General features: G+C 61.7%; 19 protein-coding genes. 9 read left to right on the forward strand and 10 right to left on the reverse strand.

Annotated features, from left to right (window positions below; translation table 11 throughout):
* Positions 1 to 2: 2 nt before the first annotated feature.
* The 9 genes from BS38_RS25725 to BS38_RS0119470 form a co-directional block, all read right to left on the reverse strand.
* Positions 3 to 1466 carry a Rieske 2Fe-2S domain-containing protein gene (locus BS38_RS25725; RefSeq protein WP_231511335.1) on the reverse strand — a complete coding sequence of 488 codons (1464 nt, stop codon included), beginning with the start codon at positions 1464 to 1466 and terminating at the stop codon, positions 3 to 5.
* 156 nt (positions 1467 to 1622) lie between these two features.
* Positions 1623 to 2417, reverse strand: a complete 795-nt coding sequence (locus BS38_RS0119435; RefSeq protein WP_231511337.1) for an aldo/keto reductase — start codon at positions 2415 to 2417, stop codon at positions 1623 to 1625.
* A 137-nt stretch (positions 2418 to 2554) separates the two neighbouring features.
* Positions 2555 to 3220: an N-carbamoylsarcosine amidohydrolase gene (locus BS38_RS0119440; RefSeq protein WP_028272317.1), complete on the reverse strand. Its 666-nt coding sequence runs from the start codon at positions 3218 to 3220 to the stop codon at positions 2555 to 2557.
* Between the two features lie 63 nt (positions 3221 to 3283).
* Positions 3284 to 3943, reverse strand: coding sequence for an ABC transporter permease (locus tag BS38_RS0119445; protein ID WP_231511339.1), 660 nt, complete (start codon positions 3941 to 3943; stop codon positions 3284 to 3286).
* Between the two features lie 137 nt (positions 3944 to 4080).
* Positions 4081 to 4881, reverse strand: a complete 801-nt coding sequence (locus BS38_RS0119450; protein WP_197024997.1) for an ABC transporter permease — start codon at positions 4879 to 4881, stop codon at positions 4081 to 4083.
* Positions 4878 to 5705 (reverse strand): ABC transporter ATP-binding protein, encoded by an 828-nt coding sequence (locus tag BS38_RS0119455; protein WP_051629037.1) that lies wholly within the window; start codon positions 5703 to 5705, stop codon positions 4878 to 4880. The genes BS38_RS0119450 and BS38_RS0119455 overlap by 4 nt, the downstream gene beginning before the upstream one ends.
* Entirely contained in the window at positions 5702 to 6706 is a 1005-nt protein-coding gene (locus BS38_RS0119460) for an ABC transporter substrate-binding protein (protein ID WP_028272321.1), read from the reverse strand. The genes BS38_RS0119455 and BS38_RS0119460 overlap by 4 nt, the downstream gene beginning before the upstream one ends.
* Before the next feature lie 946 nt (positions 6707 to 7652).
* Positions 7653 to 8582: a carbon-nitrogen hydrolase family protein gene (locus BS38_RS0119465; protein ID WP_028272322.1), complete on the reverse strand. Its 930-nt coding sequence runs from the start codon at positions 8580 to 8582 to the stop codon at positions 7653 to 7655.
* 41 nt (positions 8583 to 8623) lie between these two features.
* Positions 8624 to 9952 carry an MFS transporter gene (locus BS38_RS0119470; RefSeq protein ID WP_028272323.1) on the reverse strand — a complete coding sequence of 443 codons (1329 nt, stop codon included), beginning with the start codon at positions 9950 to 9952 and terminating at the stop codon, positions 8624 to 8626.
* 77 nt (positions 9953 to 10029) lie between these two features.
* Here BS38_RS0119470 and BS38_RS25730 point away from each other — a divergent pair, with 77 nt between their 5' ends.
* Positions 10030 to 10998 carry a LysR family transcriptional regulator gene (locus BS38_RS25730; RefSeq protein ID WP_081818980.1) on the forward strand — a complete coding sequence of 323 codons (969 nt, stop codon included), beginning with the start codon at positions 10030 to 10032 and terminating at the stop codon, positions 10996 to 10998.
* Between the two features lie 347 nt (positions 10999 to 11345).
* Here BS38_RS25730 and BS38_RS0119480 read toward each other — a convergent pair whose 3' ends face one another.
* Positions 11346 to 12431: a LacI family DNA-binding transcriptional regulator gene (locus tag BS38_RS0119480; protein WP_043439316.1), complete on the reverse strand. Its 1086-nt coding sequence runs from the start codon at positions 12429 to 12431 to the stop codon at positions 11346 to 11348.
* Between the two features lie 210 nt (positions 12432 to 12641).
* Between BS38_RS0119480 and BS38_RS0119485 the strand changes: the two genes are divergently transcribed.
* The 8 genes from BS38_RS0119485 to BS38_RS0119520 all read left to right on the forward strand — a co-directional run.
* A complete protein-coding gene (locus BS38_RS0119485) occupies positions 12642 to 13127 on the forward strand; it encodes a hypothetical protein (protein WP_028272325.1) in 486 nt (161 codons plus the stop codon).
* Positions 13128 to 13201: 74 nt separating this feature from the next.
* Positions 13202 to 14338, forward strand: a complete 1137-nt coding sequence (locus tag BS38_RS0119490; protein WP_231511341.1) for a substrate-binding domain-containing protein — start codon at positions 13202 to 13204, stop codon at positions 14336 to 14338.
* A gap of 53 nt (positions 14339 to 14391) precedes the next feature.
* A complete protein-coding gene (locus tag BS38_RS0119495) occupies positions 14392 to 15900 on the forward strand; it encodes a sugar ABC transporter ATP-binding protein (protein WP_028272327.1) in 1509 nt (502 codons plus the stop codon).
* A gap of 3 nt (positions 15901 to 15903) precedes the next feature.
* On the forward strand, positions 15904 to 16890 hold the full coding sequence (locus tag BS38_RS0119500) for an ABC transporter permease (RefSeq protein ID WP_028272328.1): 987 nt from the start codon (positions 15904 to 15906) through the stop codon (positions 16888 to 16890).
* A gap of 78 nt (positions 16891 to 16968) precedes the next feature.
* Positions 16969 to 17787, forward strand: a complete 819-nt coding sequence (locus BS38_RS0119505; RefSeq protein ID WP_028272329.1) for a sugar phosphate isomerase/epimerase family protein — start codon at positions 16969 to 16971, stop codon at positions 17785 to 17787.
* Between the two features lie 40 nt (positions 17788 to 17827).
* On the forward strand, positions 17828 to 19018 hold the full coding sequence (locus BS38_RS0119510; RefSeq protein ID WP_028272330.1) for a Gfo/Idh/MocA family protein: 1191 nt from the start codon (positions 17828 to 17830) through the stop codon (positions 19016 to 19018).
* A gap of 209 nt (positions 19019 to 19227) precedes the next feature.
* On the forward strand, positions 19228 to 20406 hold the full coding sequence (locus BS38_RS0119515; protein ID WP_028272331.1) for a Gfo/Idh/MocA family protein: 1179 nt from the start codon (positions 19228 to 19230) through the stop codon (positions 20404 to 20406).
* Position 20407: 1 nt separating this feature from the next.
* The coding region (locus BS38_RS0119520) for a sugar phosphate isomerase/epimerase family protein (RefSeq protein WP_028272332.1) at positions 20408 to 21334 on the forward strand (927 nt) is incomplete at its 3' end.

The raw sequence follows: 21334 nt of genomic DNA on the forward strand, positions 1-21334 counted from the left end.
GGCTAGCCCTCCTTCGAAGCGGTCACTGCCGGGGCGTGCCCGTTGTGCTCAGCGGGAGCCCGAAACGAATCCGGCGTGTCAGCCGGGCAGTCCTGCACCGGATTGCTGCCGACGTGCACCTGGGCCGTTTTTTCCATCGGTCGTTCAAGGTGGTTTGCCCATCGCAGGAGCAGTTCACGCTGGTTGTATTCGCTGTATCCGACGCGGGTCGAACCTGGGCCGGAGTACTGCTCGGGCGTCAGGGGTTCCACAACGTTCTGTCCGTTTTCCAGCATGCCCATGCGGCTGTTCAGCAGCAGGCGCCGTGCCATCGGGCCTCCGGCGGTGCTGGTCAAAGAAACCCAGTTTTCCACGTCGTCCTGCTCGAACATGCCGCCGCTGCCAAAGCACATGAGATATGCCTTGTAGGACAGTGCCTTGAACTCTTCGGGCGCGTTCTTATCGACGGCGAACCACGATACGATCTCAGTCTCGTCTTCGCTGATTGGCTGCCACTGCCGGATGGAGATGAACGGGAGCACTTCATTGGAGTCTTCTTCGACCCGCGGCCAGTTGTGAACGAAGCTCATGTTCGGGAACACCGACGCCGCCGACACCATGAACCCATCCTTGCCCACAACGTCGAGCTGCTCCTGGCTCCACTGCTCTTTCATGCGGGCGATCATCTCGTCCGGGTAGCCCACGTAGCGGAGGCGGTCCTCCAGGCTCCCCTCTGGGAGCTTGTAGGTAGTTCCGCCGCCGTTGCCGGCCCAATAGGTTGTGCCGTCCTTGCGCTTTTCCGCCTTTGGTTCGCGGAACAAGCCAATTTCGACGACCGAGGTGTGGGTCTGGGGCGTGTGATACATGTCGCCAGCAAAGTTTTCGGCTCCGATTTTCCAGTTGGCCTTCACCCGCCACCGCTGCGGCCCGCGCAGTTCAATCCCGCCGGAACTTTGCTTCGTGTAGTAGTCCATGTAGAACTTGAAGTCACCCAGGAAGTCCTCCAACGGCTCTGCGTCAGGATCCAGGCTGACGAAGATAAGGCCGTTGTAAATGCCCAGGGAAGGAGCGGGCAGCAACGTCTGTCCCTTCTTCTTGAAACCCTCTTCCCCGCCGTAGGCCTCTTTGTGGAAGGGCAGTCCGACTATTCGGCCGTCGTTGCGGTAGGACCACCCGTGGTACGGGCAACGGAAGTGGGAAGCGTTTCCCATCTCCGTGCGGCAGACCTGCATGCCGCGGTGAAGACACATGTTGAACAGTGCCCGGATTTCCCCATGTTCATCACGGGAAATGATGAATGAATCTTCCAGAACGCGGCGCACCACGTAGTCGCCAGCTTCGGGCACCTCGGATTCGTGGGCAACGAAAAGCCAGCTTCGACCAAAGACCCGTTCCTTTTCAAGCTTGAAGATCTCTTTGTCGTTGTAAATGTGCGCAGGGATCATGCCCTGCCGTACGTCCTGAATCACGCCGCTGTGGTCAGTCATGGACGGAGCTCCTTGTCTGTGCCGGCAAGATGCCGGAATTCTCTGTCAACCAGAGAAAGATTCTGTTAGAAAGAGAATGACTTAAAGGGTGCCGTTCGTCAAGCCCCACTCGACCAGATGGTCGAGGCCTTGCCGGACCGCGCCCGTTGTCGGGACTCAATGACCGTTTTCCGCAGCATCTGAGTCCCGCGCAGCTGTTTCGCCCATATCAAGGCGGGCGAGATCGTTCATGTCGGCAGCGGTCAGGGTGAAATCGAATGCAGAGAGGTTCTCTCTCAACCAGGCGGGATCCGACGCCTGCGGTATGGGCACCAGGTCCTGCTGAATGTGCCAGCGCAGCAGGACCTGGGCAGGTGACCTGCCCAGACGGCCCGCGATGGCCACCACTACGGGGTTTCCGCGCAGCCCGGATTCACGCCCGATCGGGCTCCAGGATTGGGTGAGGATTCCCAGCTCCCGGTGGACCGCACGCGGTTGTGTGCGCGCCAGGGTGGGACTTAGCTGAATCTGGTTGACGTCCGGAACGACTCCCGTCGCTTCGATGATTTTCCTCAGGTGGTCCGGCTTGAAGTTGGAGACGCCGATGGCTTTGACCGCGCCTTCCCTTAACAGGGTTACAAGGCCTTTCCATGCCTCCGGATAGGCGCCAAGCGCAGGCACCGGCCAATGGCACATGAACATGTCCAGATAGTCGACGCCGAGCTTCCGCAGGCTTTCGTCGTAGGCCCGCCTGACCCCGTCGACGCTGTGGGACTCCTTGTTGAACTTGCTGGAAATAAAGAGTTCCTCCCGGGGGACTCCGGCGGTTCTGATGCCGCGCCCCACGGCTTCTTCGTTCCGGTATTGAACGGCCGTGTCCACCAGCCTGTAGCCTGCCTGAACGGCACAGTGGACGGCCTGCTCGCATTCGGCGTCCAGCATCGGCCATGTTCCGAGGCCGATCCGCGGCATACTGTGTCCGTTCAGCAAGGGCAGCTTTGATGTCGTACCTGGTCCCGGAGACGTACTCGTGTCCTCTGTCATTGAAGGGCCTCGTCTTTCGAATCTGTCGATAGTTTGCTCAAAGGCTGAAGCCCCAGCTTGTCTGTTTAGGCCATCGCGGGCGCCAGCGACCCAAGGTAGGCGTTTGCCTCCTGCAAGCCAACGACGTCGCCGTACTTGTTGTCGATGTCGAACAGGCTGGCCAGATGCGGCAGTTCGGCACGGTCGCCGACGCCCTCTTCTACAACGACGGTGTGGAATCCATACGAGCAGGCATCAACTGCGGTGGCGCGGATACAGCCGCTGGTGGTACAGCCGACGATGATCAACGTATCGATACCCCTCGAAACGAGGCGTGCGGCCAGGTCAGTACCGAAGAAGCAGGACGCGTATTTCTTGACCAAGAGCATTTCATTGCTTCTGCGGTCGAGCCGTTCATCCAGCTCTACCCACTCGCTCCCCTCCACCAGCCAGCTATTGGAGGGGATCTTCCGGATCCACTTGCCCGCTTCCTGCAGGTCGGTGTCGTAGGAGACGGTTGAAAAGATGACTGGAACCGCCGCGGCCCGGGCACTCTGCAGGAGTTCCTGTGTCGCCTCGATCTGGTCGTCGAGTTCTCCGGCCAGCGGCGAGCTTGTGTCGGTGAAACCCCGGATGAAGTCGACTACCAGCAGGGCCGGTCGATTCCCGAACCCGATTCTCCCGCCCAGCCCCTTTTCCTTGAATTCGGCCCGCAGCTGGTCATATTCTTCAAAGGCAGCACTCGCTGACATGGTTACCTCTTCCTAAAACGTTCAGATGTCAAAGATGTGACGAGAAAGCGCACGGGGCCGGCCCTAAGCCTTTTCACCCAGACGGCGTTCCACAGCCCAGAGCGCCAGATTTCCCGCCAGTGCGATTGCGGCGAGCAAGACGATGATGCCGTACATCGTGGGCAGGTCCAGCATGCCGTAGGCGCGCAGTGCCAGAAGGCCCAGCCCGGCCCGGGCGGCAAAGAACTCCGCGATGATCACGTTGATGAACGCAATGCTGAATCCGATTCGGATGCCAACCATCAGTGACGGCGCCATGGCGGGGATGTATATCTTGAACACAGTCTGCAGCGGAGACAGGCTCAGGGACCGAGCCAGCTTCGGTAAGAGTGCGTTAATGGCTCGGACGCCCGCGGTCGTCGAGACGATGATGGGGAATACCGCGGCCAGGGCAGCCATGGCCGCCTGGGCTCCCACACCGACGCCGAATATCTGGAGAAGGATGGGAAAGAAGACGACACGCGGAATGGCGAACGCGCCTGCCACTATCGGATCGAACACCGCCCCGAGAAACTTGCTCCGTCCAATGGCATAGCCCAGAGGAAAGCCGATGGTAGCAGCGATAAGAAAACCGATGGCCACCGCTTGCAGCGTTGCATCGAGGTGCCGGTAGATGGAGCCATCGGCGAAACGTTTCCCCAGTGCCGTAACTGAGGCCGTGGGAGAAGCGATCAGATCGCTCATGGAAGACAGAAGTGCCCAGATGAGGACCAGCGCCACCAGTACTGCAGCACGCCATAGGTTGTCTTTTAGCTTCCGTGACCTCGTTGCCCCCGCGTGGGCGGTAATTTGCGGAGTTGAAGGACTTGTTAGGTCGGTGCTCACAGCATGTCCCTTCTAATACGCTTTTCCAACCAGGTGAGGCCGCTGTTGACCAGCACACTGAGGATTATCACTACGGCGATGTAGGCCCACATGTCGGAGGTGTTGAGTTCCCGGTAGTAAAGACCGGCCCGGAAACCGATGCCCTGCGCTGCCAGAATGAATTCCATGGCCACGGTGCCGATGACGGCGTAGATGAACCCGAGCTTGACGCCGGGGAAAATAAGCGGCGTGGCTGCGGGGAAAAGGACCTTCAGGTAATACTGGGCAGGCGAAGCACTCACAGAGTTCGCGAGCTTGTGAAGGATCGGCTTGATGGCGTTCAAGGCGACCATCGTGGTCAGCGCGATCGGGATCAGGGACATGGAGGCCGCAATCAGGATGATGGGTCCTGCATTCAGTCCCATGGCGGCAAGAAGAACCGGATAGAACAACAGCGTAGGCATTGCATATCCTGTGACGATGAACGGCTCAAGAATTCTCCCGGCAGCCGGAATCCGCCACAAGAAGACGCCGAGGGGAACCCCTAGGACAAGTCCGATGCCGAAGGCAATCACGATCGTCGTAAGGGTGCGGGCTGCGTCCAGGCCGAACTGTTCTGTCGGAATTATCGACACTAGACGCGCCAGGATCTCAGAAGGCGGCACCACGAGCGTGGGGTTTATTAGCCCAGTCCTGGTGGTGAGCTCGAGAGCGATGATCAGGCCGGCCAGGATCACCCAACGGACGGCTGTGGCGCGCGGCAACGGCGGGTTCCTCTGCGTGGACCGGACGCGCCGGGTCTTTTCCGCAACAGTCACGCCCGCTGCGCCCCTGGGCCGAGGGTTTTTGCCGCTTCGACCTTTACAAGTGCCCAGAGATGATCTTCCAGTTCCCTGAACCGGGACAGCGCGTGGGTTCCTTCCGGTCGAGGTCGCGGCAAATCAATCGTGACCACCTCCTTGACGACGGAGGGCCGGGCGGACATGACCCAGACCTCGTCGGAGAGGTAGACGGCCTCCTGAATGTCGTGGGTAATGAAGAGGACGCGGTTGCGGGTTTTTTCCCAGATGCGCAACAACTCCCGTCCGATGAACTGCCGGGTCTGCTGATCGAGAGCGCCAAACGGTTCGTCCATAAGAAGGACGCGTGGTTCCATAGCCAGCGCCCGTGCAATAGCCACACGTTGTTTCATTCCGCCGGAGAGCTGGCCTGGACGGTGGTCTTCGAACCCGGTGAGCCCCACGAGCTCAGTCATGCGGCGCGCCTTTTCATAGCGTTCAGCTTTTGAAACGCCCTTGACTTCGAGACCGAACGCGACGTTATCCAGCACTGTGCGCCAGTGCAGGGTGGAGTCCTCCTGGAACACCATTGCGGTATCGCGCCGTGGCCCGGTCACCGTCTCACCGTTAATTCTCACGGTGCCCTGTGTTGGCTTGAGTAGACCGCCAACCATGTCCAGCAGAGTGCTCTTGCCGCAGCCGCTGGGACCGATGACGGAGACAAATTTTCCCTCCGGTATGGTCCCGGAAACGTTCGCGACCGCTCGGGTGACCCCGGCGCCGGTGTCGAATGTCATGCCGATGTTGTCAAAAACGACTTCGCTGTCGTGGGCAATCGATTGCACGGTGGGTGACTGGCTCATGACAGGAAACTCCTCATAACGATGGCGTCCATGTTCGGGTCCTTGGTTAGCTGGCCTTGGGCTTTGCCCGCGGCCACAACGGCAGCTAACTGCGCGTCGGTGAAGTCCAGGCTGAAGAACTGTTGCGAATTCTTGAGCGCCTCGAGTGCCACCTCGGGCTTGTACCCGATCGCCTTGCCGTACGTTGAGGCGGCCTTATTCAGATCGCTCGAGATAAGGTTCGTTGCCTTCTTGAGCGCCCGGCCCCAGCTCTTTAACGCCTCGGTATTCTCATCGATGAAAGACCCTGTGGCAACGAGGCATGTGTCGGACCAGTCCGTGACGAAGTCGCGGGAACGCCAGATAACCTTCGCCCCGCTTTCTGCGGCGATTTTCTCGGACAGCGGCGAGGCGGTCCACGCGACGTCGACGACTTTCTGCGACACAGCGGTCCAGGAATCGCTGGCTGAACCGACGCTGATCAGCTCGACATCCTTGCCGGGAATGATGCCGGCTTCCCGCAGGGTGCGTTCTGCGAAATACGACGAGTTGGAGCCGGGCGTACTCACCGCGATCTTCTTGCCTCTGACGTCCTCAATGGAATTGACCGGCGAGTCCGGCAGCGCGATGAAGTCCACCGATGCGGCAGTGTAGACGTTGCCAATTATCTTTACGTTCATCCCCTTCTCCGCGCCGATAAAAACGGGGATCGTCGAAGAGGTGCCAAATCCTATGCCCGACTCGATTCCCCGCACCGTGTCCAGTCCTCCGGGGAACTGGATGTGCTCCAGGGTGAGTCCTTCGTCCGCGTAATAGCCCTCGGACTGTGCGATGAAGAACGGAGCAGAGTGGATCAGGCTGGCGAGGCCAGTAATAGCGACATCTCCGGAGTAGGCCGTCCCCCCTCCCACGGCACTGTTCCCTGCTGATGCGCAGCCCGTTGCGGTGCTAAGAAATATTGCCCCTCCTGCCGCGGCGGAAATCTTCAAAAACCCCCGGCGGCCAAAAGCATCCAAACTCATTCGGTTCTCCCTCGTCTTTGTGTCAGATCCGTAACTCAGCAAGTGAAGCACAACACATCACTGCTGTCCAGATGTTAATTCTGTAGAGCAGAGATGTGGCAGATAGGCCGCCGGGCGGCAGTGGTGCCCCGACCACGAGTACCGCCGGCTGAGCCCAGGAAGCAACGACCCACGACACGGGCGGTCGGCGGCTGTTGGAATCGCCGAGACGCTGCGCCGATGTCAAATTGGCGCAGCTCCGGTAGAAGCGTCAACAGACGACATCCCGAGCCCTCGTCGGACGGCGTTCCACCTATCGGCTAGGTCATGTCCGACTTTGACCCGTGTCACAGCACTGCTTGATGACAGCAATAGAACCGTCGCGTGAGAGACAGGGCAGCAAGACACTAGCGGTGAGACTTCCAAGGGAACGGTTAGTGCCTCATTGCTCAGGTCTTGCAACCGGCCGCATGCGGACTGGCGTCCGTCGCAGCTGAGCGAACAACAGCTTTGAAGAACACCCCATCTGGCAGCGTGTAGTTGGCATGTTTGCCTTTTCCGCGAGAGGCTGGGAACGCTTCCTCATTAGGAGCGGCAGCGGGAAGGCGTCGCCTTTGCCCCAGTAAGGCTGGGCATACCGCGGGCGGAAAAGCCCGAGTGGTCACGCTGGTCCGGCGTGCGGGATAGGAATCCCGAATTCAGCTTGCCCATCAAAACGCCATCAGCCGGGAAAACGTGTGTATCAGTAACCTGCGTCATGCCAAACCGGCGTTAAGAGCCGCCCCCGCCGAGCAGGTGTAGGCGATTGCATCCTTCGGGGGTTCAGCGATGGGGTCGATAGTGGCACGGTTAGGTTTTCCGGGAATGGTGGCTAAGGCGCTCGTCGCATGCAGCGGAAGCGAACGCCCCGGAGCAGGAACCGATGAGAGCCCCCGACAAAGCAGGGGCCTCATGGTTCTACTCGGGACTACACGGTCACATGGCCGTAAAATTCGACGGAGTTCTTCGCCCTGGTGTCGACGCTGAGCGAAAAGACATCGGGACGGGCATAGTTGCCGGTGATGTCCATGTCGAGGTGGGATTCTGTTTTCTTGCGGAGTTCTACGTCGGCATACAGGATGGTTTCCTCGTCAAAAACAGGTCCGGCGAGGACGTTGCCAAGCGGGTCCACGATCATGCTTCCGCCACGCATGACGTTCTCGCCGGTTTCGAACTCGAATTCGTAGTCGGCCGGATAGGCGTCTTTGGTGATGGTCTGGCATGCCGACAATACGAAGACACGGCCTTCGATGGCGATGTGCACCATGGAGTGCTGCCAGCTCGGGCGGTCGTCCGCGGTCGGGGCGCAATAGATTTCCACACCTTTGGCGTACATCGCCTGCCGCAGCAGGGGCATGTAGTTTTCCCAGCAGATGACAGTGCCGAGGCGCCCGGCCGGGCTGTCCACGACGTCCAGGGTGGAGCCATCGCCGAATCCCCAGACCAGGCGTTCCACGGAGGTTGGCATGAGCTTGCGGTGTTTGCCAACCAGACCATCTTCGGGTGAGATCATCAGGGCGGTGCAGTAGAGGGTGTTGCCGAGTCGTTCGATGACGCCGATAACTACGAAGACGTTGAACTCGCGCGACGCGGCCGCGAGCTGGGCGACTTCCTTGCCGTCCAGAGTGATCGAAGCGGAGCAGTACTGCTCGAAGAGCTTCCGGCCGGCCGCGCTTCGGTTACCTATGGTGCTTCCAAAGGTGCTGCCCTTGGGGTAGCCGCCGACGAACGCTTCGGGGAAGACTGCGAGTTCGGCTCCTCCTTCGGCACATTGCCGGATCAGATCCACGGCCTTGTCTGCCGCCGCTTGGGCGTTGAAGGGGACGGATGCTGCTTGAACTACTGCTACTTGGGTCATTGGTACTTACCTTTCAGATGGTCGTGATCGATGCGCCGGGGCTAGCCTTCGCTAATGTCTTTGTGCTTTGTCTCCGGCAGCATGATCCACAGAACGATCAGCGCGGCGAGGGAGATGCCCGCGAGGTAGATGGCTGGCGCGACATTGTTACCGGTGGCCTTGATGAGGCTGGCCGCGACCAGGGGGCCCGGGCCAGCCAACACAGCCAGTGCGACGTTGTAGCCCAATGCGGAGCCGGTGGAGCGGATAGATGCTGGGAAAACCTCAACCAGCAGCACCACGTTCATGACGGCAGCCATGGCTACCAGCACTCCCAGAACAACAAGCCCAAGGAGAACGACGGCGAAGATGCCGCTGTTCAGGGCAAAGAAGATCGGGACGCTCAAGATGGTCAGGCCCAGGGCTGAGAGCAACACGAGGGGGCGCCGGCCGATGCGATCGCTGAGGCTGCCCAGCAGGGGGTTGGCGACCACATAAACCGCCAGTGCAATGCCGCAGGCCGTGAGGGCCTCGACACGGGGCATGCCCACTACCCCTGACAGGTGGTTGTTCGCGTAAGTAATGAAGTAGTACAGGCTGACACCGAAGAGCGCCGAAAATGCCAAGGTCAGGACGAACGCGCGCATCTTGACGGCCATCGGCACGGGGTCGGGCCTGAACTCTTCGCGGCGGCGGGCCATTTCCTCGTAGACCGGGGTCTCGCCGAGCCTCTGACGGATGAAGATTGCGACGACCGCCATCACCAGCGATGCGATAAACGGAACCCGCCAGCCCCATGCGGACACTTCCTGTGGCGTCAGGATGCCATTGATGGTTGCAGCCACGACTGTTCCAACAAGGAATGCCAGACCGGCGGTTGCGGTGACCAGGCTGGCGTGGAGCCCCCGCCGGTTTGCCGGGGCGCTCTCGCCCAAGTACGTGGCGGCGGTCGACCATTCACCGCCGACCATCATGCCCTGGATGCAACGCAGGATGACCACCAGGATTGGTGCCGCAACTCCAATCGACGCGTAGGAAGGAATGACGCCGATCAGTGCCGTTGTTAGGCCCATGCCCAGCACCGTGATCACGAGGACCAGCTTGCGCCCGTGGCGGTCTCCGATCGGACCCAAGACGACGGCGCCGAGAGGCCGGGCGATGAATCCAACCGCGAAAACGGCCAACGAAGACAACACTTCGGTTGCCGGGTCGCCGGCTGGGAAGAACTGCGCACCGATCACAGCCACGAAGTACCCATAGATGGCGAAGTCGAACCATTCCATGAAGTTTCCGATCCCCACGGCCACCTGCCGCTTCCGGATGTCGGTCTTGGCCGGTTGTGGAACAGTCGGTGAAGCCTCCGGCTCCGTCAGCGCTACTGCACGTTTCATTGGTTCCTCTCCAGATAGATGGGGGCTTTCCAACAGAATCGCAGTTAGGCTGGTCACATGTACAACTAATAGTCAGGATGAGCACCATTAATGAAACTAATCTCCGGAAGATTGATCTGAATCTTCTCGTGGTCTTCCATGTGCTGATGCAAGAGCGCCACGTCACACGGGCGGCAGCGAAGCTGTACATAACCCAAGGAGCCGTGAGCGCCGCCCTTGGGCGCCTACGCCTCATATTCGAGGATCCGCTGTTTCAAAAATCACGGTCCGGTATGGTGCCGACGGCTAAGGCGCTGGCCTTAGCGCCCAGGATTGGCCAGTCCTTGAAGATGGTTTCTGATTTGGTGTTCGAAGACGAGGAATTCGATCCGACGACCTCGAACCGAACCTTCCACATCGCGATGTCCGACGATCTCGAAGCTGTATTCGTACCGAAAATCGTCACTAAAGCCATCCGCAGCAGCTGGAACGTGAAATTCGCCTTTCACCAGACCAACAGCCTGCTCTGGCAGGACGCTCTGGACGATTCACGGATGGACCTGGTGATTTGCGCGACTCCGCCACAAGTGCCTGCCGCCTACCAGCACAGCGTCCTGTTCGCATCCAGCTATTCATGCCTCTACGACGGACGGCGAATGAAATTATCGGATCCGTTGTCCCTTGAGGACTATGCGAATTCCGGACATCTTCGCGTCTCCTACGACGCGCAACGTGGTTTCGTCGATGAGATCCTCGAGACTCAAGGATATGAGCGCAAGGCGGTCGCATCCATCAGTCACTTTGCCGGGGCTGTCACCGTTCTGCACAACGCGGACTTGATCGCCACGATCCCCACCTACACGGCTAAAGAATTCTCCCAAGTGGCAGGGCTGACGATGAGCCGCCCACCGATTCCGGTGCCCAGATTTACCATCTCCCTGCTCTGGGAGGTGCCAAAGGAAACGCAGCCCGAACATGCTTGGCTCAGAAAAATGGTCGAATCCTGCGCAGACCTCGACTTTCCCTCCGCCTCCGTCGCAGTCGAAGGCGCTGTCATCCGTAAGTGACCGGGTCGCTCAGCCCTGCAGCCGTGTCGGCCCTGGCACGGGGATTCTGTGGCCGGCGGTGATTTGGCTGGTGACGGGCTTGCAGGAGAGGGGCCCTGCCCCGGCTTCGGGACCGCTTGATGCGGCGAGAGCGGCAGAGGCTCATCTCCTGCAGGCTCCGTCGGCCTGTCCCCCGTCTTGGAAGAATCGGATAGGCCCCCCACCGAACCTACGAGCCTCGCGGTGGAAAGGCGCTTACCTGCCCGGCAGCGGCAAACACCAAGGACCCGTCCGTTGGGCTTGGTTCCTGCTAGAGGGCAGCCGAAAAGGACCATTTGTACTGGCCGGCTCTATTGCTTAGAGGCAGGTCATGTGTCTTGTGGTGAGGTGCTGTGGGGGCTGGCGCGGGTGGAGCTGTTGCGTACTACAAGCGTCGGCGTGATCGGTGTACGGTCCACGTCCCGGCCTTCCATGGCACCGAGAAGCACCTCCGTGCTCATGAGTGCCAGCGCGGTGAAGTCCTGGCGCACAGTGGTCAGGGGCGGCAGGAAATAGTCCGACCCTTCGATGTCGTCGAATCCGACGACACTGACATCGTCCGGGACTCGGACGCCATTTTCGGCGAAAGCGCGAATAAGCCCAAGGGCGGTATGGTCGCTGGCTGCGAAGATCGCCTGAGGGATCCTTCCCTCCCGGACGAGCTGGAGGCCGGTCTCGTAAGCCCATTTGGGGCTCCAGTCTCCCTCGATGCACAGTCCTGGTGCAAGTCCGGCATCACGAAGCGCGGCCTCCCAGCCGCGCTTGCGTACGCGTCCGTCGAACCAGTCCATAGAGCCGGCGAAGTGGGCGATGTCGGTGTGGCCAAGGTCTATGAGGTGCTGCGTGGCCAGCCTCGCTCCGAGCTCCTGATTTTCTGAGTATGTGAAGACGTTTGGAGTTGATGATGCTCCGGCCGCAATCATTTCCACTGGTACACGGCATGAGGCATTCCAGACAGCTGCTGCCATGTCGACGAGAGGTGCGATGACTATGATCCCCCCGACGCCGGTATCGTCCAGGGTGTCGAGGGCTGCTTGCACAGACTCGTCATAGGGTTTTTCGACACTGATGACGGTTGTGGCGTAGCCCTTCTTACGCGCAATGTTCTCAAGGGCCATGAGTGTCCCGACAGGGCCGAATCGTGGCGAGCCGTCCGAGAGTATTCCGATGGAAGTTGACCGGCTGGTGACCAGCGCGGTCGCGGCCCGGTTCCGCCGGTACCCGATGTCTTTAACGATCTGCAGAACCCGCTCGCGAGTTGAAGCGCTGACGTCCGGTGCGTTGTTGAGGACTCGCGAGACAGTCCCGAACGAGACGCCGGCGATTTGCGCCACATCGTTGATAGTCGGCTTCCGCCGCAAGGAAGCGTCTGGAAGCCCCTCTTTCGCCTCGCGGGGGATCGCTGTTGCTCTCACTTGCTCTCCTGTCCTGCACTGGCCGGGCCGGGTCCGCGGTCGTTCCGTGCGTCCTTAATCTTACGTCGCCGGCCGCTTACTGAACCTCAAATCGGCCCGTGGCGTGATGCTTGACACAAACCTCCGTAAACGTTTACGATTTGGAGCGTAAACGTTCACGGTACCTTCGTAAACGTTCACGGAGGCGAACTTCAACGAAGAGGGAACGGTATGAGCAACACCATCGTCGATGCACTTTTACTCGATCCCAGCGTTGGCATTCGAAATATTGACCCCGCCCAGTGGGCCAATTTGGAAATGCTCCTGACGAACGCAGCACGTGATGATCTCGCAGCTGCTGTCCGCACCTTCGTCTCCGCAGGCTCGTCGGCTGTCGTCGGCGTCTTTGATGACAATCTCCTTTGGGCGAGCCTGGTGGTCTCTGTCGACCAATCAGGCGCGCCGACGTCACTCTCAACCATTGACGGCTCGGTCACCGAGACAGCTGGCGCTGAAATGACCAAAGCGGCAGGCGAGGCGGTTCGGTGGGTTCAATCCCATCACGGACCGTGCTCCCTGGGCCTTTTCGTCGACAAAGCGCAGGCGGAGGCGATCCTGACGGCGTCAGACAAGGCCGCTGCTATCCGCACGGCCGCCGCCGCCAGCGGGCTCGTCCTGTCGCCGCTTCCCCCTGCCCTCGCCATAGCCCTGGCCTGATCCACCACCACCTTCCGACCTATCCATCCACTCACAAGCACTGGAGAACAATGATGATCCGCAGGCTTCCCATCGTGGCTTTGGCCGCAGCCCTGTCACTTTCCGTCGCTTCCTGCAGCAGTTCGACAACGGGCACCTCAAACGCTCCCGATGCAGGAGTATCCGAGAAGGCCCAGCAGGCCCTTGACAAGATCAAGGGACAGGTCCTGAGCAAGGGCCCCAACGGCGAGACGCCCTCTCCGTCATCCGTTGCAGATCTGACACCCGCCGAGATCGAGAAGGTCAAGGCACTCAACGCCAAGGCCGCAATCGTGATGCACTACGGCGGCAACGACTGGGCGACCGCCCAAACCAACGGGCTAAAGAGTGAATTCGAAAAGCTCGGTATCAAGGTCATCGCCACAACCGATGCGAACTTCAAGCCGGACAAGCAGGTTTCGGATCTCGAGACTGTCATGACGCAGGACCCGGACGTCATCGTCTCCATCCCCACGGACCCCGTGGCAACGGCCTCCGCCTACAAGAAAGTCGCGGCCGCCGGCACCAAGCTCGTCTTCATGGACAACATTCCCCAGGGGCTGACTGCCGGCAAGGACTACGTCTCCGTTGTCTCTGCCGACAATTACGGCAACGGTGTCGTTTCCGCCCACCAAATGGCCAAGGCCATCGGTGGCAAGGGGAAGATCGGACTTGTCTTCCACCAGGCCGACTTCTTCGTGACCAAGCAGCGTTACCAGGGATTCAAGGAAACGATCACCAAGGAGTACCCCGAGATCAAGATCGTCGAGGAGAAGGGCATCGCCGGGCCGGACTTCGCCGGGGACGCCCAGGCCGCTGCGAACGCCATGCTGAGCAAATACGCCGACCTGTCGGGCATCTGGGCGGTCTGGGACGTCCCCGCGGAAGGTGTGATGGCCGCAGCCCGTGCCGCGGGCCGACAGGATTTGAAGATCGCCACGGAGGACCTCGGCAAGAACGTCGCCATCGCCTTGGCCAAAGACCAACTCATCGTCGGCCTCGGGGCCCAGGTTCCGTTCGACCAAGGCGTTACGGAGGCCCGGCTGGCCGCAGGCGCACTGATCGGTAAGCAAGCGCCGGCATATGTGGCGCTGAGTGCACTCCCGGTTGACCACTCCAACGTCCTCGAAGCCTGGAAGCAGGTCTACCACGAGGACGCTCCCAAGGACATTCAAGAGTCCTACAAAAAGTAGCCAGCCCCGAGGGCGGGGCACCCACCCTCCCCCACTGTCCCGAAAGGGCAACAATGAACACCGCAGACAATGTCGTCGAGATGCGCTCGATTTCCAAGGGCTTCAACGGCGTTTCAGTCCTGAAGGATGTCAGCTTCGACGTCCGGAAGGGCGAAGTCCACGCCCTCGCAGGAGGCAACGGCGCCGGGAAGTCCACCCTTATGAAAATCCTCCAAGGCGTCTATCAGGCAGACGCCGGCGAGATCCTCATTGGAGGCAAACCGGTCGCCATCAACTCGATTCAGGACGCGAAGTCCGCCGGCATCGGGATGGTTTTCCAGGAATTCAGCCTCGTACCGAGCCTGACTGTCGCTCAGAACATCTTCCTTGCCGCTGAGCCGCTCGGGGCGGGCGGCCTCATCGACGACCGCGCCTCGGAGCGGCGGGCCAAGGAGGTCTTCGCCGAGATGGAGGTTGACGTCGACCCCCACGCCGAAGTCTCCCGGCTCGGCACGGCCTACTGGCAGTTGACCGAGATCGCCAAGGCACTCTCGCAAAACGCCCAGGTGCTCATCATGGACGAACCCACCGCCAGCCTTGCCCGGCACGAGTCCGAAGCGCTCTTCGAACTGATAGACCGTCTCAAGCAGCGCGGCATCTCAATCATCTACATCTCCCACCGCATGGACGAGGTGTACCGGCTTGCCGACCGGATCACCATCCTGCGCGACGGTCGTCGACTCCTCACCGAGCCGCTGACCGGCGTGACACCCGAACAGATCGTGGAAGGCATCGTCGGCAAGAAGATCGAGGGCCAACTTGCCTACCGCGAGCGGGACCACGTGGCTCATGAGGGCGCCCCGCTGCTGGAGGTCCGCGGGCTGAACGCCGGGCCGCGGGTAAGGGACATCTCCTTCGCCATCCGGCCCGGTGAGATCCTGGGCCTGGCCGGTCTTATGGGTAGCGGTCGCACCGAACTGGCCCGCGCACTCTTCGGCATCGACCGCCGGGACAGCGGCGAGATCCTCATCCGGGGGGAGAAAATCAACCTGAGCTCCCCGCAGCAGGCCATCGATGCCGGTGTCGCCCTCATCCCCGAGGACCGCAGGGCCCAAGGCCTCGTCCTGGACCACTCAGTCCAAGACAACCTGCTGCTGCCGCTGCTTGGCCAGATCCAGCGCGGACCTCTTCTGGACTCCGCCAAGGGCAAGGAACTGTCCTCGTCCCTCATCAAAAAGTTCGCGGTCAAGGTCGCTCACCCCCACCGCCCCGTGCGCCTGCTCTCGGGCGGCAACCAGCAGAAAGTGGTCATCGCCAAGTGGCTGGGCACTGATCCGGACATCCTGATCCTGGACGAACCAACCGCCGGCGTCGATATCGGTACTAAGAGCGAAATCCTGGACATGATCCGCGATCTCGCCAACTCCGGCAAAGCCGTCATCGTCATCTCCTCCGAGTACCCCGAACTACTCGCGGTCAGTGACCGCGTCCTCGTCCTCAAGGACGGCTCCGTCATCCGTGACATCCCCCGCAGCGAGATCGCTGACGAGGAATATCTTCAACTTGCAGTCCAGGGAGTCTGAACAGTGAGCAACGCAAACACCATCACCCCCCGCGACACCGCGGCACCCCGCAATTTCGGCACCATGCTAAAAGAGCTCGACTGGCGGCGCTACGTCATCTACATCGGTTTCGTCGTCGTCTTCATTTTCTTCGCCATTCTGCTGCGTGACCAGGGCTTCCTGTCCCCACAGAACTTGCTCAATATCTTCCGGCAGACGGCCACGATCACCGTTATCGCCGTGGGGATGACTTACGTCATCTCTTGCGCAGAAATCGACCTGAGCGTTGGATCGGTGGCCGGACTGTCCAGCGTCTGCACGGCAATGGCGTTGTCCCAGTGGGGCCTGGTCCCCGGCATCCTCGCCGGCCTCGCAGTCGGACTCGTGGTCGGGTCCATCAACGGTGCACTGGTCAGTCTCCTCGGCATCCCCTCCTTCCTGGTGACACTCGGCATGCTGGGTATCGCTGCCGGAGTCGCCCAGTGGATCACGGCGTCGGCCCCCCAGCCGATCCTGAATGACACCTTCAACATGCTGTTCGGATCCGGTGACTTCGGTCCAGTACCTGGCCTGGTCGTCTGGAGCGCCATCTTCGTTGCCATCGGCGCCGTCGTGCTGAACCGCACCAAGTTCGGCCGACAGGTCCTCGCCACCGGCGGTAACCGCAACGCCGCGGAGTTCACCGGCATCAACACCAAACGCATCAAATTCCAGGTGCTCCTCATCTCGGGCACGGTCGCGAGCGTTGCCGGCATGCTGTACGCCGGCCGCCTTCAGTCCGGCCGCTTCCAGTGGGGATCGGGCGATGAGCTCTCCGCCATCGCCGCGGTCATCCTCGGCGGGACAAGCCTCTTCGGCGGATTCGGATCCATCATCGGCACTCTTTTCGGCGCCCTTCTAATTGGCCTGATCAACAACGGACTGATCCTGGCCGGCCTCGACAGCAGCCAGCAGCAGGTGGTCCGCGGCGCCATCATCATCCTGGCCGTCGCCCTCGCCCGGAAGAAATAGCCCTGGCCAGCACAATTGCCAGCGCCACCGGCCCCGTAACCCACCCGTCTTCTCTTGACTTATCTGAAAGGCCTCAACATGAAACTCGGATACTCCACCATCACCTGGGGTGGCGTCGTAGGCCACCCGGTAGGGGTGACCAGCATTAAAGACCTCTTCTACATGACCCATGGCCCCATGGACAGGGCGATCAAGGACATCGCAGCCGCCGGCTACGAGGGCGTGGAGATGTTCGACGGCAACCTCGCCGAATACGCCGACAAGCCCGAGCAACTCCGCAGCATCCTCGACGAGGCCGGCGTCACCCTCGCCAGCGTCTACACCGGCGGAAACTTCATCTACGCTGACATTTTGCCCGACGAGCTGCACCGCATCCAGCGCGCCGCCGAGCTCGCTGCGGCCTTCGGGGCCGAGCGCCTCGTCGTAGGAGGCGGCGCCCGGCGCGCCACCGGCACCACGGACGAGGACTACCGCCGGCTGGGGGAGTCCCTGGACAGGGTCACCGACATCGCCGAGTCCGCCGGTCTCTCTGCCAGCTACCATCCCCACCTTACGACGATCGTTGAGAACCCCGACGAGCTGAACCGGCTGATGGGCCTGACCCGCATCGGCTTCTGCCCGGACACCGCCCATCTTGCCGCCGGCGGCGGCGACCCGGCCGCCCTTATCCGCAAATACCCGGACCGCATACGCCACGTCCACCTCAAGGACTTCCGGAAGGATCCCTTCGCCTTCCTGCCCCTGGGGCAGGGAGAACTCGACTTCCCGGACATCATCCAAGCCATCAGTGAGAGCGGCTACGACAGCTGGCTGATGGTCGAACTCGACGAGTACGACGGCGAGCCGCGCGCTGCCGCCGAGATCAGCCGCCGATACCTCGAAGAACTCCTCCCCTAACACCCCTCCCCCACACGCATTTCAGAAAAGGAACACCATCGTGAAAAACCTCAACGTCGGCCTCATCGGAGGCGGCTTCATGGGCAAGGCCCACTCCCTGGCCTACTCCGCCATGCCCATGTTCTTCTGGCCCGCCCCGGCCCTGCCCGTCCGCCACACCATCGCTGAAGCCACCGAGGAACTCGCGGCAGAGGCCGCCCGCCGCTTCGGCTTCGAACACTCCACCGCCGACTGGCGCCGGATCATCGACGACCCGGCCATCGACGTCGTCGACATCGCCACCCCCAACCACCTGCACGCCGAGATTGCCATCGCCGCTGCACAGGCCGGCAAGCACATCATCTGCGAAAAGCCCCTCGCCCGCACCGGCGAAGAGGCCAGGGCCATGTACGACGCGGTCAAGGACGCAGGCATCGTCCACATGGTCGCCTTCAACTACCGCCGCACCCCCGCCGTCGCCCTGGCCAAGAAATACATCGAGGAAGGCGCCATCGGGCAGATCCTCAACTTCCGCGGCACATACCTCCAGGACTGGTCCGCGAACCCCAACTCCCCCCTTTCCTGGCGCTTCCAGAAGAACATCGCCGGCTCCGGGGCCCTCGGAGACATCGCCACCCATGTCGTGGACATGGCCCGCTACCTTGTAGGCGAGTTCTCCTCCGTGAACTCGGTTCTCTCGACCTGGATTCCCGAACGCCCGCTACAGACCGGGGGCTCCGACGCACTGGGGAACATCCGGGGCGGCGAAGGGCCCCGCGGCGAGGTCGACGTCGACGACGAGGTCATGACCATGGTCCGCTTCGCCAACGGCGCCGTCGGCTCCATCGAGGCTACCCGCAACGCCTACGGCCGCAACAACTTCATCACCTTCGAGATCCACGGCACCGAAGGCAGCATCGCCTTCAACTACGAACGCCGCGACGAACTCCAGGTCTGCTTCGCTTCCGACCAGAACGACCGGCGCGGGTTCCGGACCGTCTATACCGGACCGTCCCACCCCTACGGGGACGGCCTCTGGCCCATCCCGGCCCTGGGCATCGGCTACGGCGAAACCAAAATCATCGAAGCACACGACTTCTTCAAAGCCATCGCCGAAGGCGGCAGCGTAAGCCCGAACTTCGCCGACGGTTATCAGACGGCGCTCATCGACGACGCGATCATGGCCTCTGCCGAGAAGGGCGTGTGGGTCGACGTGCCAATGGTCGCCGATCTCGCCACAACCGCGAAGTAAGGATGGGGGGAGGGGTGCGGGCCGCCCGTCCTCCTCCCATTACCCCAGGGACCAGCCCCTCCCCCATCCTGCGCTGCCTCATGGCCGCCGAACTCTCATTCGGAGGAGGCCTGGCAACGGGCCGATTTCTTTAGTCCTGTCGCCGTTAACTGCGGCCTGCAAGCTCACCAAAGACCAAGCCCATCACTATTCCAGAAAGAACAAAAATCATGTCCTACCGGACCAATCCGAGCAAACCCCTGGGCGTGGCGGGGATCGGTTATGCGTTCATGGGCAAGGCCCACTCGAACGCCTGGCGGAACGTCGCCAGCTTCTTCAACGTCCCGGCCTTCGAGCAGAAAGTGCTCGTGGGTCGGGACGCCGGACAGGTAGCCGAAGCCGCAAAAAAGTATGGCTGGGCCGAGTCCGCGACGGACTGGCGCGCGGTGATCGCCAGGGACGACATCCACATCGTGGACATCTGCGCTCCAGGCTGGATGCACGCCGAAATCGCCATCGCCGCGCTCGACGCGGGCAAGCACGTCCTCGTCGAAAAACCCCTCGCCAACACAATCGCCGAAGCCGAGGCCATGACGGCTGCCGCAGCAGCAGCCCGCGCATGCGGGGTGCAGTCCATGGTCGGGTTCAACTACCGCCGTGTGCCCGCCCTTGCCCTGGCCCGGGAACTGATCGCGGAGGGCCGGCTCGGCACCGTCCGGCACGTCCGCGCCGCATACATGCAGGACTGGCTCGCCGATGACAAGGCCTCAATGACCTGGCGGCTGCGGAAGGAAACCGCCGGCTCCGGCGCGCTGGGGGACATCGCCTCCCACGCCATCGACCAGGTCCAGTACCTCACCGGTCAAGCTGTGACTGAGGTGACCGGCACGTTGAGGACGTTCGTCGCAGAGCGGCCCGGCCCCAACGGTCCGGAAGAAGTGACGGTCGACGATGCCGCATGGGCCACCCTTGGGATGACAGGTAACATCAGCGCCTCGGTCGAGGCCTCCCGCGTGGCCACAGGGCAAAAAAACAGTCTTCGGATCGAGGTCTATGGCTCACTCGGGTCACTGACATTCGACCTCGAAAACCTCAACGAACTAAACTTCCTGGACGCCACCACCCCGGTGCGGGAGCAGGGGTTCCGGCGGATCCTGGTCAACGAACCCGAACACCCCTACATGGCCGCGTGGTGGCCGCAGGGCCACATCATCGGCTGGGAACACACCTTCACCCACCAGATCCGCGACTTCCTGGGGGCCATCGAGACCGGCGCCGCTCCGTCGCCATCGTTCGAAGAAGGGCTGCAGGTGCAACGCATCCTTGCCGCCGTCGAGAAATCAGCCAACAACAAGAGCACGCTCACCGCCGTTGAACAAAAGACGTATGCCACCGTTGAAGGAGCCTGACATGCCCCGCCCGTACACCCTGTTCACCGGCCAGTGGGCCGACCTCCCCTTCGAGGAAGTCGCGCGCCTCGCCTCGGGCTGGGGCTACGACGGCCTGGAAATCGCCGTCTCCGGGGACCACCTGGACGCCTGTCGCTGGGACGAACCCGGCTACGTCGAGTCCAAGCTCGCTGTCCTGGAGAAGTACAACCTGAAGGTCTGGGCCATCTCCAACCACCTCAAGGGCCAGGCCGTCTGCGATGACCCCATCGACTTCCGCCACGAAGCGATCGTCGGGTCCAAAGTCTGGGGCGACGGGGACCCCGAGGGCGTCCGCCAGCGCGCCGCCGAGGAAATGAAACACACCGCCCGGCTCGCCAAAGCCCTCGGCGTGGACACCGTCGTCGGATTCACCGGCTCCTCCATCTGGCAGTACGTCGCCATGTTCCCGCCCGTCCCGGAAAAGGTCATCGAAGCCGGCTACCAGGACTTCGCCGACCGCTGGAACCCCATCCTGGACGTCTTCGACGAATGCGGGGTCCGCTTCGCCCACGAAGTCCACCCCTCCGAAATCGCCTACGACTACTGGACCACCGTCCGCACCCTCGAAGCGATCGGCCACCGCGAAGCCTTCGGCCTGAACTGGGACCCGTCCCACTTCATGTGGCAGGGCATCGACCCCGTCTCCTTCATCTGGGACTTCAAGGACCGGATCTACCACGTGGACTGCAAGGACACCAAGCTCCGCCCCACCGGCCGGAACACCGTCATGGGCTCCCACCTGCCCTGGGGCGACCCGCGCCGCGGCTGGGACTTCGTCTCCGCCGGACGCGGCGACGTGCCCTGGGAATCGTCCTTCCGAGCCCTCACCGCCATCGGCTACAACGGCCCGATCTCCGTCGAATGGGAAGACGCCGGCATGGACCGCCTCCACGGCGCCCCCGAAGCC

The organism is Arthrobacter sp. UNC362MFTsu5.1, assembly GCF_000685965.1.
In the GTDB taxonomy this organism is placed as follows: Bacteria; Actinomycetota; Actinomycetes; order Actinomycetales; family Micrococcaceae; genus Arthrobacter.